General features: G+C 63.1%; 18 protein-coding genes. 3 read left to right on the top strand and 15 right to left on the bottom strand.

The features are described from left to right. Nucleotides 1-3 precede the first annotated feature (3 nt). The 13 genes from PXK07_RS03225 to PXK07_RS03165 all read right to left on the bottom strand — a co-directional run bounded on the left by PXK07_RS03225 (nt 4) and on the right by PXK07_RS03165 (nt 10,297). Entirely contained in the window at nt 4-417 is a 414-nt protein-coding gene (locus PXK07_RS03225) for a phage major tail protein, TP901-1 family (RefSeq protein ID WP_274846749.1), read from the bottom strand. Between the two features lie 56 nt (nt 418-473). Further along, nucleotides 474-881, bottom strand: a complete 408-nt coding sequence (locus PXK07_RS03220; RefSeq protein WP_274846748.1) for a DUF3168 domain-containing protein — start codon at nt 879-881, stop codon at nt 474-476. Beyond that, on the bottom strand, nt 878-1,228 hold the full coding sequence (locus tag PXK07_RS03215; RefSeq protein ID WP_274846747.1) for a head-tail adaptor protein: 351 nt from the start codon (nt 1,226-1,228) through the stop codon (nt 878-880). The genes PXK07_RS03220 and PXK07_RS03215 overlap by 4 nt, the downstream gene beginning before the upstream one ends. After that, nucleotides 1,225-1,824, bottom strand: a complete 600-nt coding sequence (locus PXK07_RS03210; protein ID WP_274846746.1) for a head-tail connector protein — start codon at nt 1,822-1,824, stop codon at nt 1,225-1,227. The genes PXK07_RS03215 and PXK07_RS03210 overlap by 4 nt, the downstream gene beginning before the upstream one ends. 187 nt (nt 1,825-2,011) lie before the next feature. Next, nucleotides 2,012-3,193: a phage major capsid protein gene (locus tag PXK07_RS03205; protein ID WP_274846745.1), complete on the bottom strand. Its 1,182-nt coding sequence runs from the start codon at nt 3,191-3,193 to the stop codon at nt 2,012-2,014. Nucleotides 3,194-3,218: 25 nt separating this feature from the next. Further along, nucleotides 3,219-3,779, bottom strand: a complete 561-nt coding sequence (locus PXK07_RS03200) for an HK97 family phage prohead protease (RefSeq protein WP_274846744.1) — start codon at nt 3,777-3,779, stop codon at nt 3,219-3,221. A 34-nt stretch (nt 3,780-3,813) separates the two neighbouring features. Then, on the bottom strand, nt 3,814-4,032 hold the full coding sequence (locus PXK07_RS03195) for a GTA head formation protein, RCAP_rcc01685 family (protein WP_274846743.1): 219 nt from the start codon (nt 4,030-4,032) through the stop codon (nt 3,814-3,816). Continuing rightward, complete coding sequence (locus PXK07_RS03190; protein ID WP_274846742.1) at nt 4,025-5,230, bottom strand: phage portal protein; 1,206 nt, start codon at nt 5,228-5,230, stop codon at nt 4,025-4,027. Before PXK07_RS03190 ends, PXK07_RS03195 begins: the two co-directional genes overlap by 8 nt. A gap of 117 nt (nt 5,231-5,347) precedes the next feature. Then, nucleotides 5,348-6,670 carry a DNA-packaging protein gene (locus PXK07_RS03185; RefSeq protein WP_446728350.1) on the bottom strand — a complete coding sequence of 441 codons (1,323 nt, stop codon included), beginning with the start codon at nt 6,668-6,670 and terminating at the stop codon, nt 5,348-5,350. Beyond that, nucleotides 6,618-7,046, bottom strand: a complete 429-nt coding sequence (locus PXK07_RS03180) for a recombinase (RefSeq protein WP_274846741.1) — start codon at nt 7,044-7,046, stop codon at nt 6,618-6,620. Before PXK07_RS03180 ends, PXK07_RS03185 begins: the two co-directional genes overlap by 53 nt. A gap of 200 nt (nt 7,047-7,246) precedes the next feature. Next, complete coding sequence (gene mltG, locus PXK07_RS03175) at nt 7,247-8,401, bottom strand: endolytic transglycosylase MltG (RefSeq protein WP_274846740.1); 1,155 nt, start codon at nt 8,399-8,401, stop codon at nt 7,247-7,249. Beyond that, complete coding sequence (gene fabF / locus PXK07_RS03170; RefSeq protein WP_274846739.1) at nt 8,402-9,667, bottom strand: beta-ketoacyl-ACP synthase II; 1,266 nt, start codon at nt 9,665-9,667, stop codon at nt 8,402-8,404. Between the two features lie 396 nt (nt 9,668-10,063). After that, nucleotides 10,064-10,297, bottom strand: a complete 234-nt coding sequence (locus PXK07_RS03165; RefSeq protein WP_065273474.1) for an acyl carrier protein — start codon at nt 10,295-10,297, stop codon at nt 10,064-10,066. A gap of 248 nt (nt 10,298-10,545) precedes the next feature. Here PXK07_RS03165 and PXK07_RS03160 point away from each other — a divergent pair, with 248 nt between their 5' ends. Next, nucleotides 10,546-10,803 carry a hypothetical protein gene (locus PXK07_RS03160; protein ID WP_274846738.1) on the top strand — a complete coding sequence of 86 codons (258 nt, stop codon included), beginning with the start codon at nt 10,546-10,548 and terminating at the stop codon, nt 10,801-10,803. Nucleotides 10,804-11,042: 239 nt separating this feature from the next. After that, nucleotides 11,043-13,832 (top strand): bifunctional aconitate hydratase 2/2-methylisocitrate dehydratase, encoded by a 2,790-nt coding sequence (locus PXK07_RS03155; RefSeq protein WP_274846737.1) that lies wholly within the window; start codon nt 11,043-11,045, stop codon nt 13,830-13,832. Between the two features lie 138 nt (nt 13,833-13,970). Here the strand turns inward: PXK07_RS03155 and fabG are convergent, their stop codons facing one another. After that, nucleotides 13,971-14,708, bottom strand: coding sequence for a 3-oxoacyl-[acyl-carrier-protein] reductase (fabG, locus tag PXK07_RS03150; protein ID WP_274846736.1), 738 nt, complete (start codon nt 14,706-14,708; stop codon nt 13,971-13,973). Nucleotides 14,709-14,776: 68 nt separating this feature from the next. Continuing rightward, the gene (gene fabD / locus PXK07_RS03145; protein ID WP_274846735.1) at nt 14,777-15,709 is read right to left on the bottom strand and encodes an ACP S-malonyltransferase; all 933 of its coding nucleotides are present in this window, start codon (nt 15,707-15,709) and stop codon (nt 14,777-14,779) included. 197 nt (nt 15,710-15,906) lie between these two features. On the opposite strand from fabD, the gene PXK07_RS03140 reads away from it, so the two are divergent. Further along, nucleotides 15,907-17,163 (top strand): cytochrome b/b6 domain-containing protein, encoded by a 1,257-nt coding sequence (locus tag PXK07_RS03140; RefSeq protein ID WP_274846734.1) that lies wholly within the window; start codon nt 15,907-15,909, stop codon nt 17,161-17,163. Nucleotides 17,164-17,228: the final 65 nt, after the last annotated feature.

Raw genomic sequence — 17,228 nt, 5'->3', positions numbered from 1 at the left:
GGGTCAGACCGCCGTGAAGGCCAGCACACCGGCACTGGCAAGGGCCAGCTCATAGGTGGCCTCGCCATTGTGGGTGCCGGAGTATTCCAGCGCGGTCACTTGAAACGGGCCTTCGATGATGCCGAAATCGGGGACAACCACCTGGAAGTCCGGGGTGATCCCGTCAAAGAACAACTGCCGTGCGCGCTCATCCGTGCCCTCATCGCGAAACACGCCAGAGCCCGAGATATTGGCCGATCGCACCCCGGCGCCGGACAGAAGCTCGCGCCAGCCGCCCTGGCTTTCGAGGCTGGTGACATCAACGCTTTCGGCGTTGAAACTGATCCGCGTGGCTCGCAGCCCCGCGATGGTTTCGAACTGACCATCGCCGGTCATATCCACCTTGATCAGCAGATCCTTGCCATTCTGTGCACCCATGGGGTCACTCCACTTCCTACATGATTACAGAGGTTTGCGACCAATTTCCAACAAGATCAGCCATCCTCGACCCGTGCCGCAAAGCGCAGGATGATGCTGCGCCCGCCATCTGTCAGGCGCTCGGCTGCGGCGCGTTCGAACCACAGGCCCACCAGTCGACCGCGCGACAGGGTCAGCGGCGCATCGATCAGCGCATCGCAGACCGCCGCCGCAACCGCCTTGGCCGCCGAAAACCCGGCGGTGTCGGAAAAGACGCTGACGGTAAAGCGATGGCGCGCACCGGCGCCGGTGATGTCGGACCGGTCCTCCACCTCCTCCGGGCCAAGGGCCACATAGGTCTGCGGCAGGGTGCCGGAGGGCAGCGCATCATAGAGATCGGAGCCGATCAGGGCCGTTAGCCCGGCATCCGCTGCGAGATGCTGATACACGGCCGATTGCAGCGCGTCGGACAGGGCATAGGTCATGCAGCCACCTCCTCGAGAGCGAAACAGGTGAGGTAGCGCCCGCGCGCGTCCGCCTCGCTGACCGCATCGATGCGAAACAGCCGGACGCCATCGCGAAACCGCTGATCCGGGCGCGGGCGCGAGGTGGCCCCGGTCGGCGCCGCCCGCACCGTGATCCGATAGCGCTGCAATGACAGGCTGCCGCCCTCCAGGTCCGCGTTGCGCCCGCTCAGCGCCGTCACCTCGGCCCAGAGCGTGCCAAGCGCTGTCCAGCTTTCCACATAGCCCCCCGCTCCATCAGGCAGACGCTGAGGGTCTTCCAGAACCAAGGGCCGGTTCAATCGCGGCGCAGGGGCAAGATCGGTCATTGTACCATCCCCAGCGACAGCCGCGGCGCGCGGTAGCGTTCGATCAGGCTGGTCACGCCAAAGGGCATGCAGCCACCGTGCAATCCGGTATCCTCGCGGTATTCGTAGTAGTGTGCGGCCAGCATCAGCACCGCCTGTGCCAGATCGGCAGGCAGATCCCCCCAAGTGGCGCCCAAACCGGCCAGGAAGGTGATGCGCACCAAGCCGGACCCCGACACCAGAGGCAAATGCGTGCTCACCGGGCAGAGTTTGGGATGGTGGGTGTCCTGTTCCAGATGGTAAAGCGCAGGATCCAGCGGGGTCTCGTTGCCATCGGCATCGACAAAGATCACCGAAGAGACCGACACCACCGGCGCAACCGGCAGGACCGCAGCGCGCGCATCGCGCCAGCGGGACAGCTGCCATTGGAATGAGCGCTGGATCAGGGCCTTGCCGGTGCGCGTCTCGATCGCTGAGATCGCCGCACGCAGAAAGCCGTTCAGCACGCTGTCCTGCAGGCTGTCTTCGATAAACCCCGTGCCCAGTCGCAGATGCGCCTTGAAGGCCACGAGCGGCAGGGCGCTATCGGGCACGGGCGTCCCTTCGGTCAAAATCATCTCATCTCTCCGCACTTCCCCGCGTTGTCCGGGCCTGGCGCCGGTATCCCCCAAGGCTGATCCGGTGCAGCGGGCGCAGATCCTCCCTGCCGCTCGGACGGAGGGGGAGCAGCTGGACGACAGGGAATATGTGATATGCGCCCGCCGACGGGTCCGGGCTGCCGGTCCCGTCATCGGTCCAAAGCGGTTAGCTCAGGCCGAATTTCAGCAGCTTGATGGCGGCGAAATCGCTGACATCGCCGCCAATGCGTTTGGTGGCATAGAACAGCACATGGGGTTTGACACTGAAGGGATCCCGCAGCACCCGCAGATCCGGACGTTCGGCAATGGTGTAGCCTGCAGCAAAGTCGCCAAAGGCCACGGAATAGCTGTCGGAGGCGACATCCGGCATGTCCTCGGCCACCAGCACCGGATAGCCCATCAGCCGCGCAGGTTCCCCCGCGGCCAGCCCATCGGACCACAGGAATCGGCCATCGGCATCCTTCAACTTCCGGATCACCCCGGCGGTCTTGGAATTCATCACGAAAGAGGCGCCAGCGCGATACTGCGCACCCAGCGCATAGACCAGATCGATGATCGCATCGCCATTGCCGATATCCCCATCAACGCCGGTCGGAACATAGCCAAGGCTGCCCCAGGCCCAGACATCATTGTCCACGGTCGGATGGGTCAGGATGCCGGTGGGTTTGTCCACCCCGTCACCGGTCAGGAAGGTCGCCGCCTCGGCACGGGCGAACTTGTCGGCAATCCGCCCCGCCAGCCAGCCCTCGATATCAAAGGCACTGTCATCCAACAGCCGCTGCGAGGCCTTGGGAAGCGCGCTCAGTTCATGCAAGGGAATGGTGATCCGGTCGATCGACGGGGTCCCGGTTTCCGCCGTGGGGTCGGTTTCTGTTGCCCAGCCAGCCCCCACATCAGTGTGATCGATCAGCACGTCGTATGACGTCGCCTCCACATTCACGACCGAGGCAACGGCACGGATCGAGGCGGTCGATTGAAGCACCGATTTCACCGTCTCGGCGGTTTGCGGATCCACCAGATAGCCGCCATCGCTATTGACCGCCGTCGACATGGATTTGGCATCCAGGTCAAGGCCGCGCAATGCCCCTTCGTCGCCAGAGCGCAGATAGGTGCCAAAGGCCTTTTGGTGTGGGGCACCGATATCGTCGCCGGCGGCAAGATGGGGGCGCGCCACCACATGGTTTTTGTGATCCAGCATTGTCATTCGCTCTTCCGTCTGTTTCAGTTTCGCCTGCACTTCACCCTGGAACCCCCTGAAGTCCCTGATAAAGCCGGAAACGGCCTGACGGACTTCCTGCACCAGTGGCACCGCATCTCCGGCCACGGCCGGGATTTCCTGTTTGCTCATCTACCTGTCCTGTTCCTGTTCCACTTCATCCAGCCTGCGCTCCCTGACCCGAGGTCGCAGCGCGCAATTCCCTGGCAAGGGCGCGCAGGGCCGTTTCCGTGTCGGGCTTCGATTTCGCCGCCACCCGCGCGGTGGCCAGCATCGGGAAGGTCACCAACGAGACCTCCCAGAGATCCAATTCGGTCAGCCTGCGCCCGCCACCCTTGTTATGGGCCGCTTTCACCGTCCGGTAGCCGATCGACAGCCCATCCAGAGCTCCGGCTGCAATCAGGGATACCGCCTCGGCGCCGCGCCGCGTTTCGGTCAGGATCCGCCCCTTGACCCAAAGCCCGCGTGCGTCCTCGCGCACATCGTCCCAGACCCCGATGGGCTGGCTCGGATCATGCTGCCACAGCATCTTGACCTTGCAATCCCGCGCCGCCAGTGCCCGCAAGGAGGCCAGATAGGCGCCGGGCATCACCACATCGCCGCCCTGGTCAACCTCGCCAAACAGGCTGGCATAGCCCTGGATGATGTTGTCCTTGTCAAGTTTCAAACCCGTCTCGCAGCGGGCGAACTTCTGTTCCAATTGCATCTGAGGCTGCATGAGCATCTCTCGCTATCCACCTGTTATGTTGCGATTATTGAGTCACCAGGAAGGACTGGAACGCCTGCGCCAGGATCACAGCCGCGACGCCGTAGACCGTCAGCCACAGCCGTTTCTCCAGCCGCTCGATCAGCTGCTCGATCCGGTCCAGCCGCCGGTTGATTGCCTGGTTCTGGATTTCCGTCACACGCTCATGCGCCGAGAGCCGCAAGCCGGGGGAACAATCGAATGGGGGAATGGGCATCTCAGTCATCGTCACCGCTCACCTGCAGGGGCGGCAGCCCAAGAAGGCGGCGCTTTTCATCCTGGCTCAGGAAATCCGCCTGCGACACCCGCCGCCATTGCGCCTCCCGCTCAGCCGAGAGCGCCGTGACCTGATCCATGTCGGCGCGCAGCTCCAGCGCTTCGCCGGTGAAGCCCGACAGCCAATCGGACAGTACCGCCGCCACCCGGCAGGCCAGCGGCAACACGGTGAGCCGGTAAAAGGCGCGGTTGGCTTCCTGATAGTTGGCATAGGCTGCATCGCCGGGCAGACCCAGCAGCATCGGCGGCACCCCAAAGGCCAGGGCGATTTCCCGCGCGGCGGCTTCCTTGGTCTTCTGGAACTCCATGTCGGATGGGGAGAACCCCATCGGTTTCCAATCCAGCCCGCCTTCCAGAACCATCGGACGACCGGCGTTCCGCGCACCCTGAAAATTGTTTTCGATTTCGTCACTTAGGCGGCGAAACTGATCCTCTGACATCATGCCCTGCCCATCGCTGCCGGACCAGACCAAGGCTCCAGACGGTCGCGCCGCATTGTCCAAGAGCGCCTTGGACCAGCGCGAGGCTGCATTATGCACATCCACCGCCGTAGCAGCCGCCTGCAAGGGGGCAAGCCCGTAGTGATCGTCCTGCGGGTGAAAGCTGCGGATATGGCAGATCGTACGCCGTGGCCCGCCGAGGTTGAAGCGATGCTTGCGCCCCGACACCGAATAGTCGTAGGCCACCGGCCAGCCATCGCCCCCCGGCACCACGCTCATCCGATCCGGGCGCAGCACATGCAGTTCGGTTGGCAGGCCTTCCTCTGCAGCGACTGCCTCCACATAGGCATTGCCAGAGAGCAGGATATGCCCGACCAGTGCCTCCATCAGATCCGAGCGCGACTGCGCCGGGTTCGGCCGCGCCAGCAGCGACAACAGCGGATGGCTGTCGTAGCGCTGGTCGGCGTCCTGCAGGACCAGGGGCAGCGCCGCTGCCGCCTCTGCAATCAGCTTGACCGCGCGAAAGCCAACCGGGTTTCCGGCAAAACCGCTGCGGGTCAGGGAGACCGTATCGCGCGGGCTCCAGGTCGCACCGGCCAGGCCATGCCAGTTCACCACCCGCGCCGCCGCGCTTGCCTTGCGTTCTTGCGGGGGCTGTGTCGGCGTTGTCGCTGGCTCAATCTTGCGCCGCAGGCGGTCAAAGACCATGCTGCACTCCTCACTCCTGATCGGCCATTGCGGCCCTTTGCTGAGACCTGTTGTGCCAGCTGCCGGTGAAGATCCCGACAGCCGCCCGCCCGCAGCTGCTGCAACACCCCCCTGTGATCAGAGCATCCGCGCCCGGGGCATCCGCACACCGGCGGCGGGGCGGATCATCAGCTCATGCAAGGCCCAGACCAGCGCATCCAACCGGTCCGGCGACCCCTGCCCCCGATACCCCTGGGCGGTCATCTGGCACATCTGATCCTCTAGCCGCGACAAGCCAGCCATGTGCGACACCCGCCCCTGCTCATAAAGTGCTGCCACCGGTTCGGCGCGGGCGCCCTTGCCCCGTGCGGCGTGAAGAGCGCGAAATGGCACCATGGGATCCACCTGGCGCAACAGGTTTTCCACCAGGGCGCCGCCCTGATTGACCTCTGCCACCAGCCGGTCCGCGGCAAAGTCATCCCGCGCCTTGATCGCGGCCCGCGCCCAGGCCAGAGGCTGCGCGCCCTGCACCGTGCGATCTGCCAGAACGCAGGCCCGCCAGGTTTGGGGTGGCCCCTCTGTCTGGGCGCCGACCACGATTATGCCGCAAGCGTCCGAGGATTTTCCGGCGCTGACCGCCGGATCCACGGCGACCACCACCCGGGACATCTGCGGCGCGGAATCGACGCGCAGCCGGTCCAGCTGATTGACGGTCCACAGGGCACCTTCCACATCCTCCAGCAGCAGACCGTCCAGCTCCTGCCGCCCCAGGCGCGATCCGGCATAGCGCGCCCGCATCTCTGCGATGAAGGAGGGCGCCAAGTTGGCCCGGTTGGCCTCGGTCGCGGCATGTGTCTGCACGGTGGAGGGCAGTGCCAGGATCCGACGCAGGAGCGGTGTGTTTCTTGGTGTCGTGGTCACGCAGACCTGCGGATGCGGCCCCAGGCGCAGGGCAAACTGCAACATGTCCCAGCAGGCCACTCCCTTTTTCCACTTGGCCAGCTCGTCCGCCCAGGCAGCATCGAATTGTGGGCCCCGCAGGGCTTCGGGGTCGCTGGCGGAAAAGGCCTGCGCCATCGCGCCATTGGCCCAAAACAACTTACGCTCGCTGGCCTTCCACGCAGGGCGGCGATCGGGCGGCGCGCAGGCAAGGATGCCGCTATCGCCCTGGATCATCACATCCCGCACCTGGTCATAGGTCTCTCCGATCAGGGCCAGCCGTTCAGCGCGCCCGGAAGCCATCGGGGTGGCGCCTTCCGCCTGGGAGCGCAGCCATTCCGCCCCGGCGCGGGTCTTGCCCGCCCCGCGCCCGCCAAGGATCACCCAGGCGCGCCAGTCCCCTTCGGGCGGCAATTGATGCGCAAGCGCCCAGAACTCGAACAGATAGGGGAGCGCCCGCAGGCTGTCGTCACTCAGGTTGTCCAGCAGGCTCCGTCGTGTGTCCGGCGGCGCGCAGGCGATCCAGGCGGCGGGTGATTTCAGCCCGCGCCCGTTCAAGGTCAAGTCCGGTGTCGTCCGCGGTGGCGCTTTGTGTTTGCTCGGCAAGCGTCTTCTCCACTTTCTGGCAATCCCTGATCAGGCTGTCGAGCTTGGCGACCTGCTGTTTGTCGCGGCCCTCAAGCACTTCGGGGCCGTTTTCCTCCAGCTCGTGTCGCAGATATTCCGCATGATTACGCAGGCGCAGCATCGACTCCTGCAGGGAGCGCAACAGATCAAGGGAATGCCGCGCCCGATCATCGGCGCTGTGATGTGTCATGGAATGTCGAGCCTCATACGGATCGCGCTCCGGATGAGAGAAAGAAAAGGCGGCCACCGACATCACATGCGGGACCGCCAAGTGTTCCTTCCAACTGCAACACAACCTATACGGTCTTTGGGCAGTTTAGTCAAGGAGTTATAGGCCCCTGGAGGCCGCTGTCCGAAGGGTTTGTTAGGGTTTGGTGTCCTTTCCCCGGCCATTTCCCTGCCGCAAAAGAAAAAGGGCGCCAGGGCGCCCTAAATTTCTCGGTGCAGAGCCGGTTGTGGCCGTTTCGGCCCCTAGTTGTTATCGCGCTCCGCTTCGATCTGGCGCCATTTCGCGACGTTGGCGTTATGTTCGGCCAGGGTTTCGGCAAAGGCATGACCGCCGGTGCCATCAGCCACGAAGAACAGATAGTCCGTCTGGTCCGGGTTCACCGCAGCGGTCAGGCTTGCAAGACCGGGATTGGCAATCGGCGTTGGCGGCAGCCCTTCGATCACATAGGTATTCCAAGGCGTTACCCGGCGCAGCTCGCTTTGACGCAGGCCGCGCCCCAATACGCCTTCGCCCTTGGTCACACCATAGATCACGGTCGGGTCGGTCTGAAGGCGCATGCCGCGCTTCAGACGGTTGGTGAACACGCTTGCCACCTGACCGCGTTCCTCGGCCACCCCGGTTTCCTTCTCGATGATCGAGGCCAGGATCAGCATGTCTTCCGGGCTTTGCACGGCCGCATCCGCAGAGCGGGCTTCCCAGGCGGCATTGATCCGCCGGATCTGGCGCTCCTGCATCTGCGCCAGGATCGCGGCGCGCTGATCGCCCGGCACGATTTCATAGCTGTCCGGTGCCAGCATGCCCTCGGGCGGACGCGGCCCCGGCTCGCCTTGCAGGACGTCCATTGCCTTCAGCGCTTCAACCACCTGCCAGCTGGTCACCCCTTCGGCCAGCGCAATGCGATAGCGGGTATCAGGCTCTGCCTTCTTTGCAAGATATTCGGCAGGGGCTTCCTCTTCTGCCGGATTGAACTCGGCCCGTTCCACAAAGCGGTTGCTGGCGGGATCCAGCTCTCGCACCTCGGCCAGAACCCGCGTCACGCCAACACGGTAGACGATCTCGGTGCCGCAGGTGCTGGCGCCGCCGCGGGTGATCTGATCGACGATCTCCTCCATCGAGGCACCGGGCCGCACCAGATAGCTGCCTGCCTTCAACAGCGACGCCTTTTCATCGTATTTCACGCCGATCCGGAACAGGGCGCCGGATGTGACGGCCCCCTGCGCGTCCAGATCGCGGGACACCCGTGTCATGTTGGAGCCCCGCTCCACCCGCAGGCAGATGGCCTGATCCAGCGGACCTTCGGCGGTGTACTGCGATTTGCCCCACATGATGACGCCGCCCAGAAGGAACAGCGCCACGATGAGGATCGTCAGCATGTTGGAGGCAAGTGCACGCCACATTTACTTGGGCTTTCCGAAAACCACCGAGGCGTTGGTACCGCCAAAGCCGAAGGAGTTGGACAGGGCCACGTCGATCTTGCGCTCGCGCTTGGCATTGGGCGCCAGATCCACCGCACTTTCGACCGCCGGATTGTCCAGGTTGATCGTGGGCGGAGCCACCTGATCGCGGATCGCCAGGATCGAGAAGATCGCCTCGATCGCGCCCGCCGCGCCCAACAGGTGCCCGGTCGAGGATTTGGTGGAGGACATGGTCACATTGCCCGCGTGATCGCCCAGCATCCGCTCCACGGCGCCCAGTTCGATGGTATCGGCCATGGTCGAGGTACCGTGGGCATTGATGTAATCCACGTCGCTCGGCTTCAGCCCGGCATTGGCCAGGGCCGCGCGCATGGAGCGCTCGCCACCCTCGCCCGCCTCGGAGGGGGCGGTGATGTGATAGGCGTCGCCCGACATGCCGTAACCCAGCACCTCGGCATAGATCTTGGCGCCGCGTGCCTTGGCGTGTTCGTATTCTTCGAGGATGACCACGCCGGCGCCTTCGCCCATGACAAACCCGTCGCGGTTCTCGTCATAGGGGCGGCTCGCGGATTTCGGATCATTGCCGAATTTCGTGCTGAGCGCCTTGCAGGCGTTGAACCCGGCGATACCGATTTCACAGATCGCCGCCTCTGCGCCGCCTGCGACCATCACGTCGGCGTCGCCCGCGCGGATGATGCGGCTGGCATCGCCAATGGCGTGGGCGCCGGTGGAACAGGCAGTCACGACCGAATGGTTCGGCCCCTTGAAGCCGTAACGGATCGACACCTGACCGGAGGCCAGGTTGATCAGCGACCCGGGGATAAAGAAGGGGGAGACCCGGCGCACACCGCGTTCCTTGATCAGCACGGCTGTATCGGCGATCGAGCTGAGCCCGCCAATGCCGGAGCCAATCATCACCCCGGTGCGCAGGCGGCTTTCTTCATCCTCGGGAGTCCAGCCCGCATCCTTGACCGCCATATCCGCAGCAGCCAGCCCGTAGAGGATGAAATCATCCACCTTGCGCTGTTCCTTGGGCGCAAGATAGGCGTCCGGGTTAAAGGTGCCGTCCGAACCATCGCCCCGCGGGACTTCGCAGGCATAGGTGGTGGCAACGCCGCTCTCCACAGCATCAAACAGGGTGATCGGCCCGGCGCCGGACTGTCCGTCCAGAAGACGCGACCATGTTTCTTCGACCCCACTGGCCAAAGGGGTAACCAGGCCAAGTCCGGTGACAACTACTCGACGCATTCCTTGCTCTCCTCTGCCTCGGCATTTCGCCCATCCAGATACCTTGGATTACCCAAAGGGTGCAAGTGGGCCGATGCGGGCGAGGCAACCTCCCGCAACGGAAGGAGAATTTATGCACCAGAACAGTTCCCATCCGGCGCAGGCGGGGTTTGAACGGGTGATTTTCGGGTGATTTCAGCATCCTGCAGCGCTTGCCCATTGTGCCTGGCCGTTTGCCAACGGAACACTGTGGGCAGCTTTGCGTCTGAAATCTCTACCTTTTGATATGGGCGCAAGAGAAATTCCGCCACCGCCCGGCGCCGCAAAGCCCCGGCTCAGGCGTAACTCAAATGCAAAGCGGCGCCTTCCATCCGGAAAGCGCCGCCACATCATTCACATCTGTGTGAATGAAATCTATCAGGAAGCTTCGGTGATGAATTTCACCGCGTCGCCGAAGGTCTGGATGGTCTCGGCTGCGTCGTCCGGGATCTCGATGCCGAACTCTTCTTCAAAAGCCATGACCAGTTCGACCGTGTCCAGGCTGTCGGCACCCAGGTCGTCGATGAACGAGGCGTTCTCGGTCACTTTGGCTTCTTCAACACCCAGGTGCTCTACAACGATCTTTTTCACGCGGTCTGCGACGTCGCTCATATCCATTCCTCGTTTCTTCAGGGCAAATCTGCCCGGTTTTGCCCTTACCCGCACGGGCTGGCTTGGTTTTGCCCGTTTCGGGCGGTTGTACCTCCGCCGAACCGAAGCCGGGCGGGAGCTGGTCAACGCCGGGACAACCCCAGCATCAGCCAAATATGGGCCGCCTATAGCACAGACACGCCCAGAGGCAAACGTTTTCGCATCCACCGAATCCGGGTCGGCTGTTGGTCGGCGCGGTGCGCTTTCGCATGCTGACCAAGCAAATGGTCGCTGTTGCCGCACACCACAAGCCCCGCGACGAAAGCTTTCTCGAATTTCTCCATGCCAATCAAGATAAAGCTTGTCTGCATGCGACATCGAAACGACATGGCGACAAGTCACTTCATGCTGTCACCGACGATCACTTTGCCTTGACGGGAAACAGCGTCAATCCGCCTGCGCCCCACGCCCGCTCTGGCAGGTCAGCCAAGGTCCGCAGAACGGGATTCTCGTCGCAATTTCCCTAAACTGCCACTATTTGAGGCTCGACTGACCCATGTCTTGCGCGTATCTGCATCTGTAAAGAGAGAGGATGCTGTGGCGTCCAGCCAAGCGACAAGACTCATCCACTCTTCGCAGGTCTGAGATCTTGCACCCCGAACCACGATGGTATACATCGGCATACAAATGAGATCGGCCGGTTTGGACAAGGCGTCATTGCCCTGACATCGCGGCCTCTTTGGAACACTCAATCGTAGGGATCGTCATGAGCTTGTACAAAGACTACCTAACCGAAATCGAAACCCGCAAAGCCCAGGGCCTGCACCCCAAGCCCATCGACGACGGCGCGCTGGTGGCGGAGATCATCGCGCAGATCAAGGATGCCGGAAACGAGCATCGGGACGCGTCTTTGAACTTCTTCATCTACAACACCCTGCCCGGCACCACGAGCGCGGCCGGGGTGAAGGCGGCCTTCCTGAAAGAGATCATCCTGGGCGCAGAGGTGGTTGCTGAAATCACGCCTGAATTCGCCTTCGAACTGCTGTCGCACATGAAGGGCGGTCCCTCGGTTGCGGTTCTGCTGGACCTGGCCCTGGGTGATGATGCCGCTATCGCAGCGCAGGCGGCTGAGGTTCTGAAGACCCAGGTGTTCCTCTATGAGGCCGACACCGAGCGTCTGGAAGAGGCCTATAAGGCTGGCAATGCCGTGGCCAAGGAGCTACTGGAAAGCTACGCCAAGGCCGAATTCTTCACCAACCTGCCCGAGATCGAGGAAGAGATCAAAGTCGTGACCTATATCGCCGCCGAAGGCGATATCTCGACCGATCTTCTGTCCCCCGGTGCCGAGGCGCACTCTCGCGCCGACCGCGAGCTGCACGGCAAGTGCATGATCACCCCCGAGGCCCAGGCCGAGATCCAGGCCCTGCAGGCCCAGCACCCCGACGCCCGCGTCATGCTGATCGCCGAAAAAGGCACCATGGGTGTGGGCTCGTCGCGCATGTCTGGCGTCAACAACGTCGCGCTGTGGACCGGCAAGCAGGCATCGCCCTATGTGCCCTTCGTCAACATCGCTCCGGTCGTTGCAGGCACCAACGGCATTTCGCCGATCTTCCTGACCACCGTTGGCGTGACCGGCGGCATCGGCCTGGACCTGAAGAACTGGGTCAAGAAGACCGACGCAGACGGCAACACCGTGCTGGACGACAATGGAGATCCGGTGCTGGAGCAGGCCTATTCGGTGGAAACCGGCAAGGTGCTGACCATCAACACCAAGACCAAGAAGCTTTTTGATGCCGACGGCACCGAGCTGGTGGATGTCTCCTCGGCCTTCACCCCGCAGAAGGTGGAGTTCATGAAGGCTGGCGGCTCTTATGCCGTGGTCTTTGGCAAGAAGCTGCAGACATTCGCCGCCGAAGCCCTGGGTCAGACGCTCGAAAGCGCCTATGCGCCGTCGAAAGAGGTATCGGCCGACGATCAGGGCCTGACCGCGGTTGAAAAGATCTTCAACAAGAACGCCCGCGGCACCACGCCGGGCAAGGTCCTGCACGCCGGCTCCGACGTGCGCGTCAAGGTGAACGTTGTCGGCTCGCAGGATACCACCGGTCCGATGACCGCGCAGGAACTGGAAGCCATGGCCGCCACGGTGATCTCGCCGTCGCTGGATGCGGGCTATCAGTCGGGCTGTCACACCGCGTCGGTCTGGGATGCCAAGGCACAGGCCAACATCCCGAAACTGATGGCCTTCATGAACAAGTTCGGCCTGATCACCGCGCGTGACCCCAAGGGCGAATACCACGCCATGACCGACGTGATCCACAAGGTGCTGAACGACATCACCGTGGATGACTGGGACATCATCATCGGCGGCGACAGCCACACTCGCATGTCCAAGGGCGTCGCCTTTGGCGCCGACTCGGGCACCGTTGCGCTGGCGCTGGCGACCGGTGAGGCCACCATGCCGATCCCGGAATCCGTGAAGGTCACCTTCAAGGGCAAGATGGCCGATCACCTGGACTTCCGTGACGTGGTGCATGCCACCCAGGCGCAGATGCTGAAGCAGCATGGCGACAACGTCTTCCAGGGTCGTGTCATCGAAGTGCATATCGGCACCCTCCTGGCCGATCAGGCCTTCACCTTCACCGACTGGACCGCCGAGATGAAGGCCAAGGCCTCCATATGCATCTCCAACGATGATACCCTGATCGGCTCGCTCGAGCTGGCCAAGTCGCGCATCCAGATCATGATCGACAAGGGCATGGACAACGCGACGCAAACGCTGCAGGGCCTGATCGACAAGGCCGATGCACGCATTGCCGAGATCAAATCCGGTGAAAAACCGGCACTGACCCCGGATGACAACGCCAAGTATTTCGCCGAGGTGGTGGTGGATCTGGACGAGATCGTCGAGCCGATGATCGCCGACCCGGATGTGAACAACGCCGATGTCTCCAAGCGCTACACCCATGACACCATCCGCCCCGTCTCCTACTATCATGCAGACAAGAAGGTGGACCTGGGTTTCGTCGGCTCCTGCATGGTGCACAAGGGCGACATGAAGATCGTGGCCCAGATGCTGAAGAACCTGGAAAAGGAACAGGGCAAGGTCGAATTCAACGCGCCGCTGGTTGTGGCCGCTCCGACCTACAACATCATCGACGAACTGAAGGCAGAGGGCGACTGGGAAATCCTCGAACGCTACTCGGGCTTTGAATTCGACGACATGTTCCCCAAGCAGAAGGCGCGTACCGAGTACGAGAATATCCTCTACCTCGAACGCCCCGGCTGTAACCTGTGCATGGGCAACCAGGAGAAGGCGGCCAAGGGTGACACCGTTCTGGCCACCTCGACCCGCCTGTTCCAGGGCCGCGTCGTTGCCGACGCTCCGGAAAAGAAAGGCGAATCCCTCCTGGCCTCGACCCCGGTTGTGGTTCTGTCCGCGATCCTGGGCCGCACCCCGACCCTGGAAGAGTACAAGAAAGCTGTCGAAGGTATCGATCTGACCAAGTTCGCACCGCCCTTGGAAAAGCCCGCGGGCGCCCGTTCGGCGCATTTCTAAGGCCACCAATAAAAAATGGATTGGGGGGACATCCCCCCAATCCATCTCATGAGAAAGGCCAGGCGATCAATCACCCGGCCATTCAGAGTAAGATCTCTTGCAGCGCCCCCCCCGTAGGGCGACGCTGCAGAGCAGGCGTTACAGCATCGCCATGCCGCCATTCACATGCAGCGTGCTGCCGGTGACATAGGCGGCTTCCGCGCTGGCCAGATACAGCACAGCCGCGGCGATCTCGTTGGACTCTCCCATACGGCCGGCTGGCACCTGCCCCAGGATATTCGCCTTCTGATCATCGGTCAGCTTGTCAGTCATGGCGGTTGCGATGAAGCCCGGCGCAATGGCGTTCACGGTGATGCCACGGTTCGCCACCTCATAGGCCAGCGATTTCGACATGCCGACCATGCCCGCCTTGGAGGCCGCATAGTTCGCCTGGCCCGGGTTGCCGGTGGCGCCCACGATCGACGAGATATTGATGATGCGGCCCCAGCGTGCCTTCATCATGCCGCGCAGCACGCCGCGGCACAGGCGCATGGTCGAGGTCAGGTTCACGTCCAGTACGCTTTGCCACTCTTCGTCCTTCATCCGCATGAAGAGATTGTCGCGGGTGATGCCCGCGTTATTGACCAGGATATCAACCGATCCCATCGCCTCGGCCGCCTGTTTCGGCAGCGCCTCGACCGCTTCCGGATCGCTCAGGTTGCAGGGCAGCACAAAGGCGCGCTCGCCCAGCTCCGCGGCCAGCGCCTGCAGCGGCTCTTCGCGGGTGCCCGAAAGCGCCACGCTGGCGCCTGCGGCATGCAATGCACGGGCGATATCACCACCGATACCGCCAGAAGCGCCGGTGATCAGGGCGTTCTTGCCTGTCAGATCAAACATGTCATTTCCTCATTTTCTATCTGCGCCGGATGATCGGGTCAGCCGCGCACATCTTTCTCAAATCCGGTTCAGGCGTCCAATGCCGCCTTGACGCCATCGGGCGAGCCCACCTGACGGCAAGCCAGTTCACGGTCGATCTTGCGGATCATGCCCGACAGGGCCTTGCCCGCGCCGATCTCCCAGAATTCGGTGACACCCTTGGCCGCCATGGCCTGCACGCTTTCGCGCCAGCGCACGGATCCCGTCACCTGCTCCACCAGAAGGGCGCGGATCATGTCCGGATCGGTCACTTCATCGGCGCGCACATTTGCGATCAGCGGTACAGCGGGAGATTTGATTTCAACGCCCGCCAGCGCTTCGGCCATCACATCGGCGGCGGGCTGCATCAGGGCGCAGTGGAACGGTGCGCTCACCGGCAGCATCACGGCCCGTTTGGCGCCCTTTTCCTTGGCGATTTCTGCGGCGCGTTCAACCGCGGCCTTGGAACCCGAGACCACGACCTGGGTCGGATCATTGTCGTTGGCGGCCTGGCAGACCTCGCCCTGTGCGGCCTCTGCCGCGACGGCGCGTACCGCTTCAAGGTCCAGTCCCAGAATGGCGGCCATGGCGCCCTCGCCCACCGGCACTGCATCCTGCATCGCGGCCCCACGGGTGCGCAGCAGCCTTGCGGTATCTGCAAGGGAAATCGCCCCGGCCGCGGCCAGCGCGGAATACTCGCCCAGCGAATGCCCGGCCACAAAGGCGGCCCTGTCGATGGCGATGCCTTCCGCCTCCAGCGCGCGCATTGCCGCCATGGAGGTTGCCATCAGCGCCGGCTGGGCATTGCGGGTCAGGGTCAGGGTTTCGATGTCGCCCTCCCAAATGAGACCGCTCAGGGATTCTCCAAGCGCCTCGTCCACCTCATCGAAAACCGCCTTGGCGGCCGGATAGGCCTCGGCCAGCTCCTTGCCCATGCCGATGGTCTGGGCGCCCTGCCCGGGAAACACGAATGCGACAGTCATCAAAGACCTCATCATTATTTTGCCATTTCAGCCGGTTTAGACGCAGCTGACCCTACGTACAAGTGATCTGCGCAAGGACGCGCATTGCGGTTCTCCCTGCGCGCACCCAACCTGTGCGCAGGCTGACAGGACAAATCATTGCCTGCACGGCCCCGGCCGATAGGGTGGAGGTGACCCAAATCAAGGGAGCCCGCCCCATGCCCGCCCGCAATACATTCTCCACCTATGGCAGCGTCACCAAAGCGTTTCACTGGCTGACCGCGCTGCTGATTTTTTCGGCCTTCCCGCTTGGCTATTTCGCCAATGAGCTGGCCCACCACATCCAAAGCCCCGATTTTGACGGGGCGCAAAGCACGCTCGCCCGCGCCGCCCTACTGTTTTCCCTGCATAAAACCGTGGGCGTCGCGGTCTTCTTCACCGCCCTGTTGCGCATCCTCTGGGCCGTCACCCAGGAAAAGCCCGGACTTCTGCATCCCGACAACCGGCCTGAGGCGCTGGCAGCCGAAACCGTTCACTGGGCTCTTTACATCTCCCTGGTTGCCGTGCCGCTCAGCGGTTGGATCCACCATGCAGCCACCACCGGATTCGCGCCGATCCTGTGGCCCTTTGGGCAGTCCCTGCCCTTCGTGCCGAAATCCGACGCGGTCGCAGCCCTGTTTGGCGGTCTCCATGAGATCCTGATCTGGGCACTTGCCGTGGCCCTTGCCCTGCATATCGCCGGAGCCCTGAAACACCATGTGATCGACCGGGATTCAACCCTGCGCCGCATGTTGCCCGGATCCGGGCAGATGCCAGAGCCCCCCGCACAACATCACAGCCCCCTGCCCGCCTTTGCCGCCATCGCAGGTTTTGTCGCCATTCTGGGAGCCGGAACCCTGCTCGGCCTGACCGAGGATCACAGCGATCGCGTTTCCACCCAGGCGGCTGAAGCTCCCAGCGAGGCCACGGTTGCCACGGCACCCGCCAGCTCCGGTGGCTGGACTGTCGAAGAGGGAACCCTCTCCATCTCGATCCTCCAGATGGGCAGCGAGGTCACCGGCCAGTTTGCCGACTGGAGCGCCGTGATCGATTTCGAGGATCCCGCCGCGCCTGGCCCTGCCGGAGAGGTCGATGTCACCATCGCCATCCCCTCCCTTTCCCTGGGATCGGTCACCGACCAGGCCATGGGGGCTGATTACTTTGACAGCGCCACCTATCCGACCGCCCGTTTCAAGGCCATGATCGAGAAAACCGCAGATGGCTATCAGGCGACCGGTCCGCTGACGATCCGCGATCAAAGCGTTGCGCTCACCCTGCCCTTTGATCTGACGCTTGACGGCGACCGCGCCAGCATGTCGGGGCGCACCACGGTGAACCGGCTCGATTTCAACATCGGCCAAGGCACGCAGGACGAAGGCACGCTCGCCTTCGCGGTGGAGATCGCGGTGGAGCTGACGGCCAAGCAAAACAAGTAACCCGCAGACACGCAGCCGCGCAGCCAAAGAAGCACGGCCATCCAACGAAAGAGAAACGCGGGCCC

This window comes from Phaeobacter sp. QD34_24, assembly GCF_028890115.1.
GTDB lineage: Bacteria > Pseudomonadota > Alphaproteobacteria > Rhodobacterales > Rhodobacteraceae > Phycobacter.
The sequence above is the reverse complement of the archived record's forward strand: the minus strand, read 5'-3'. Positions and strand labels throughout refer to the sequence as shown.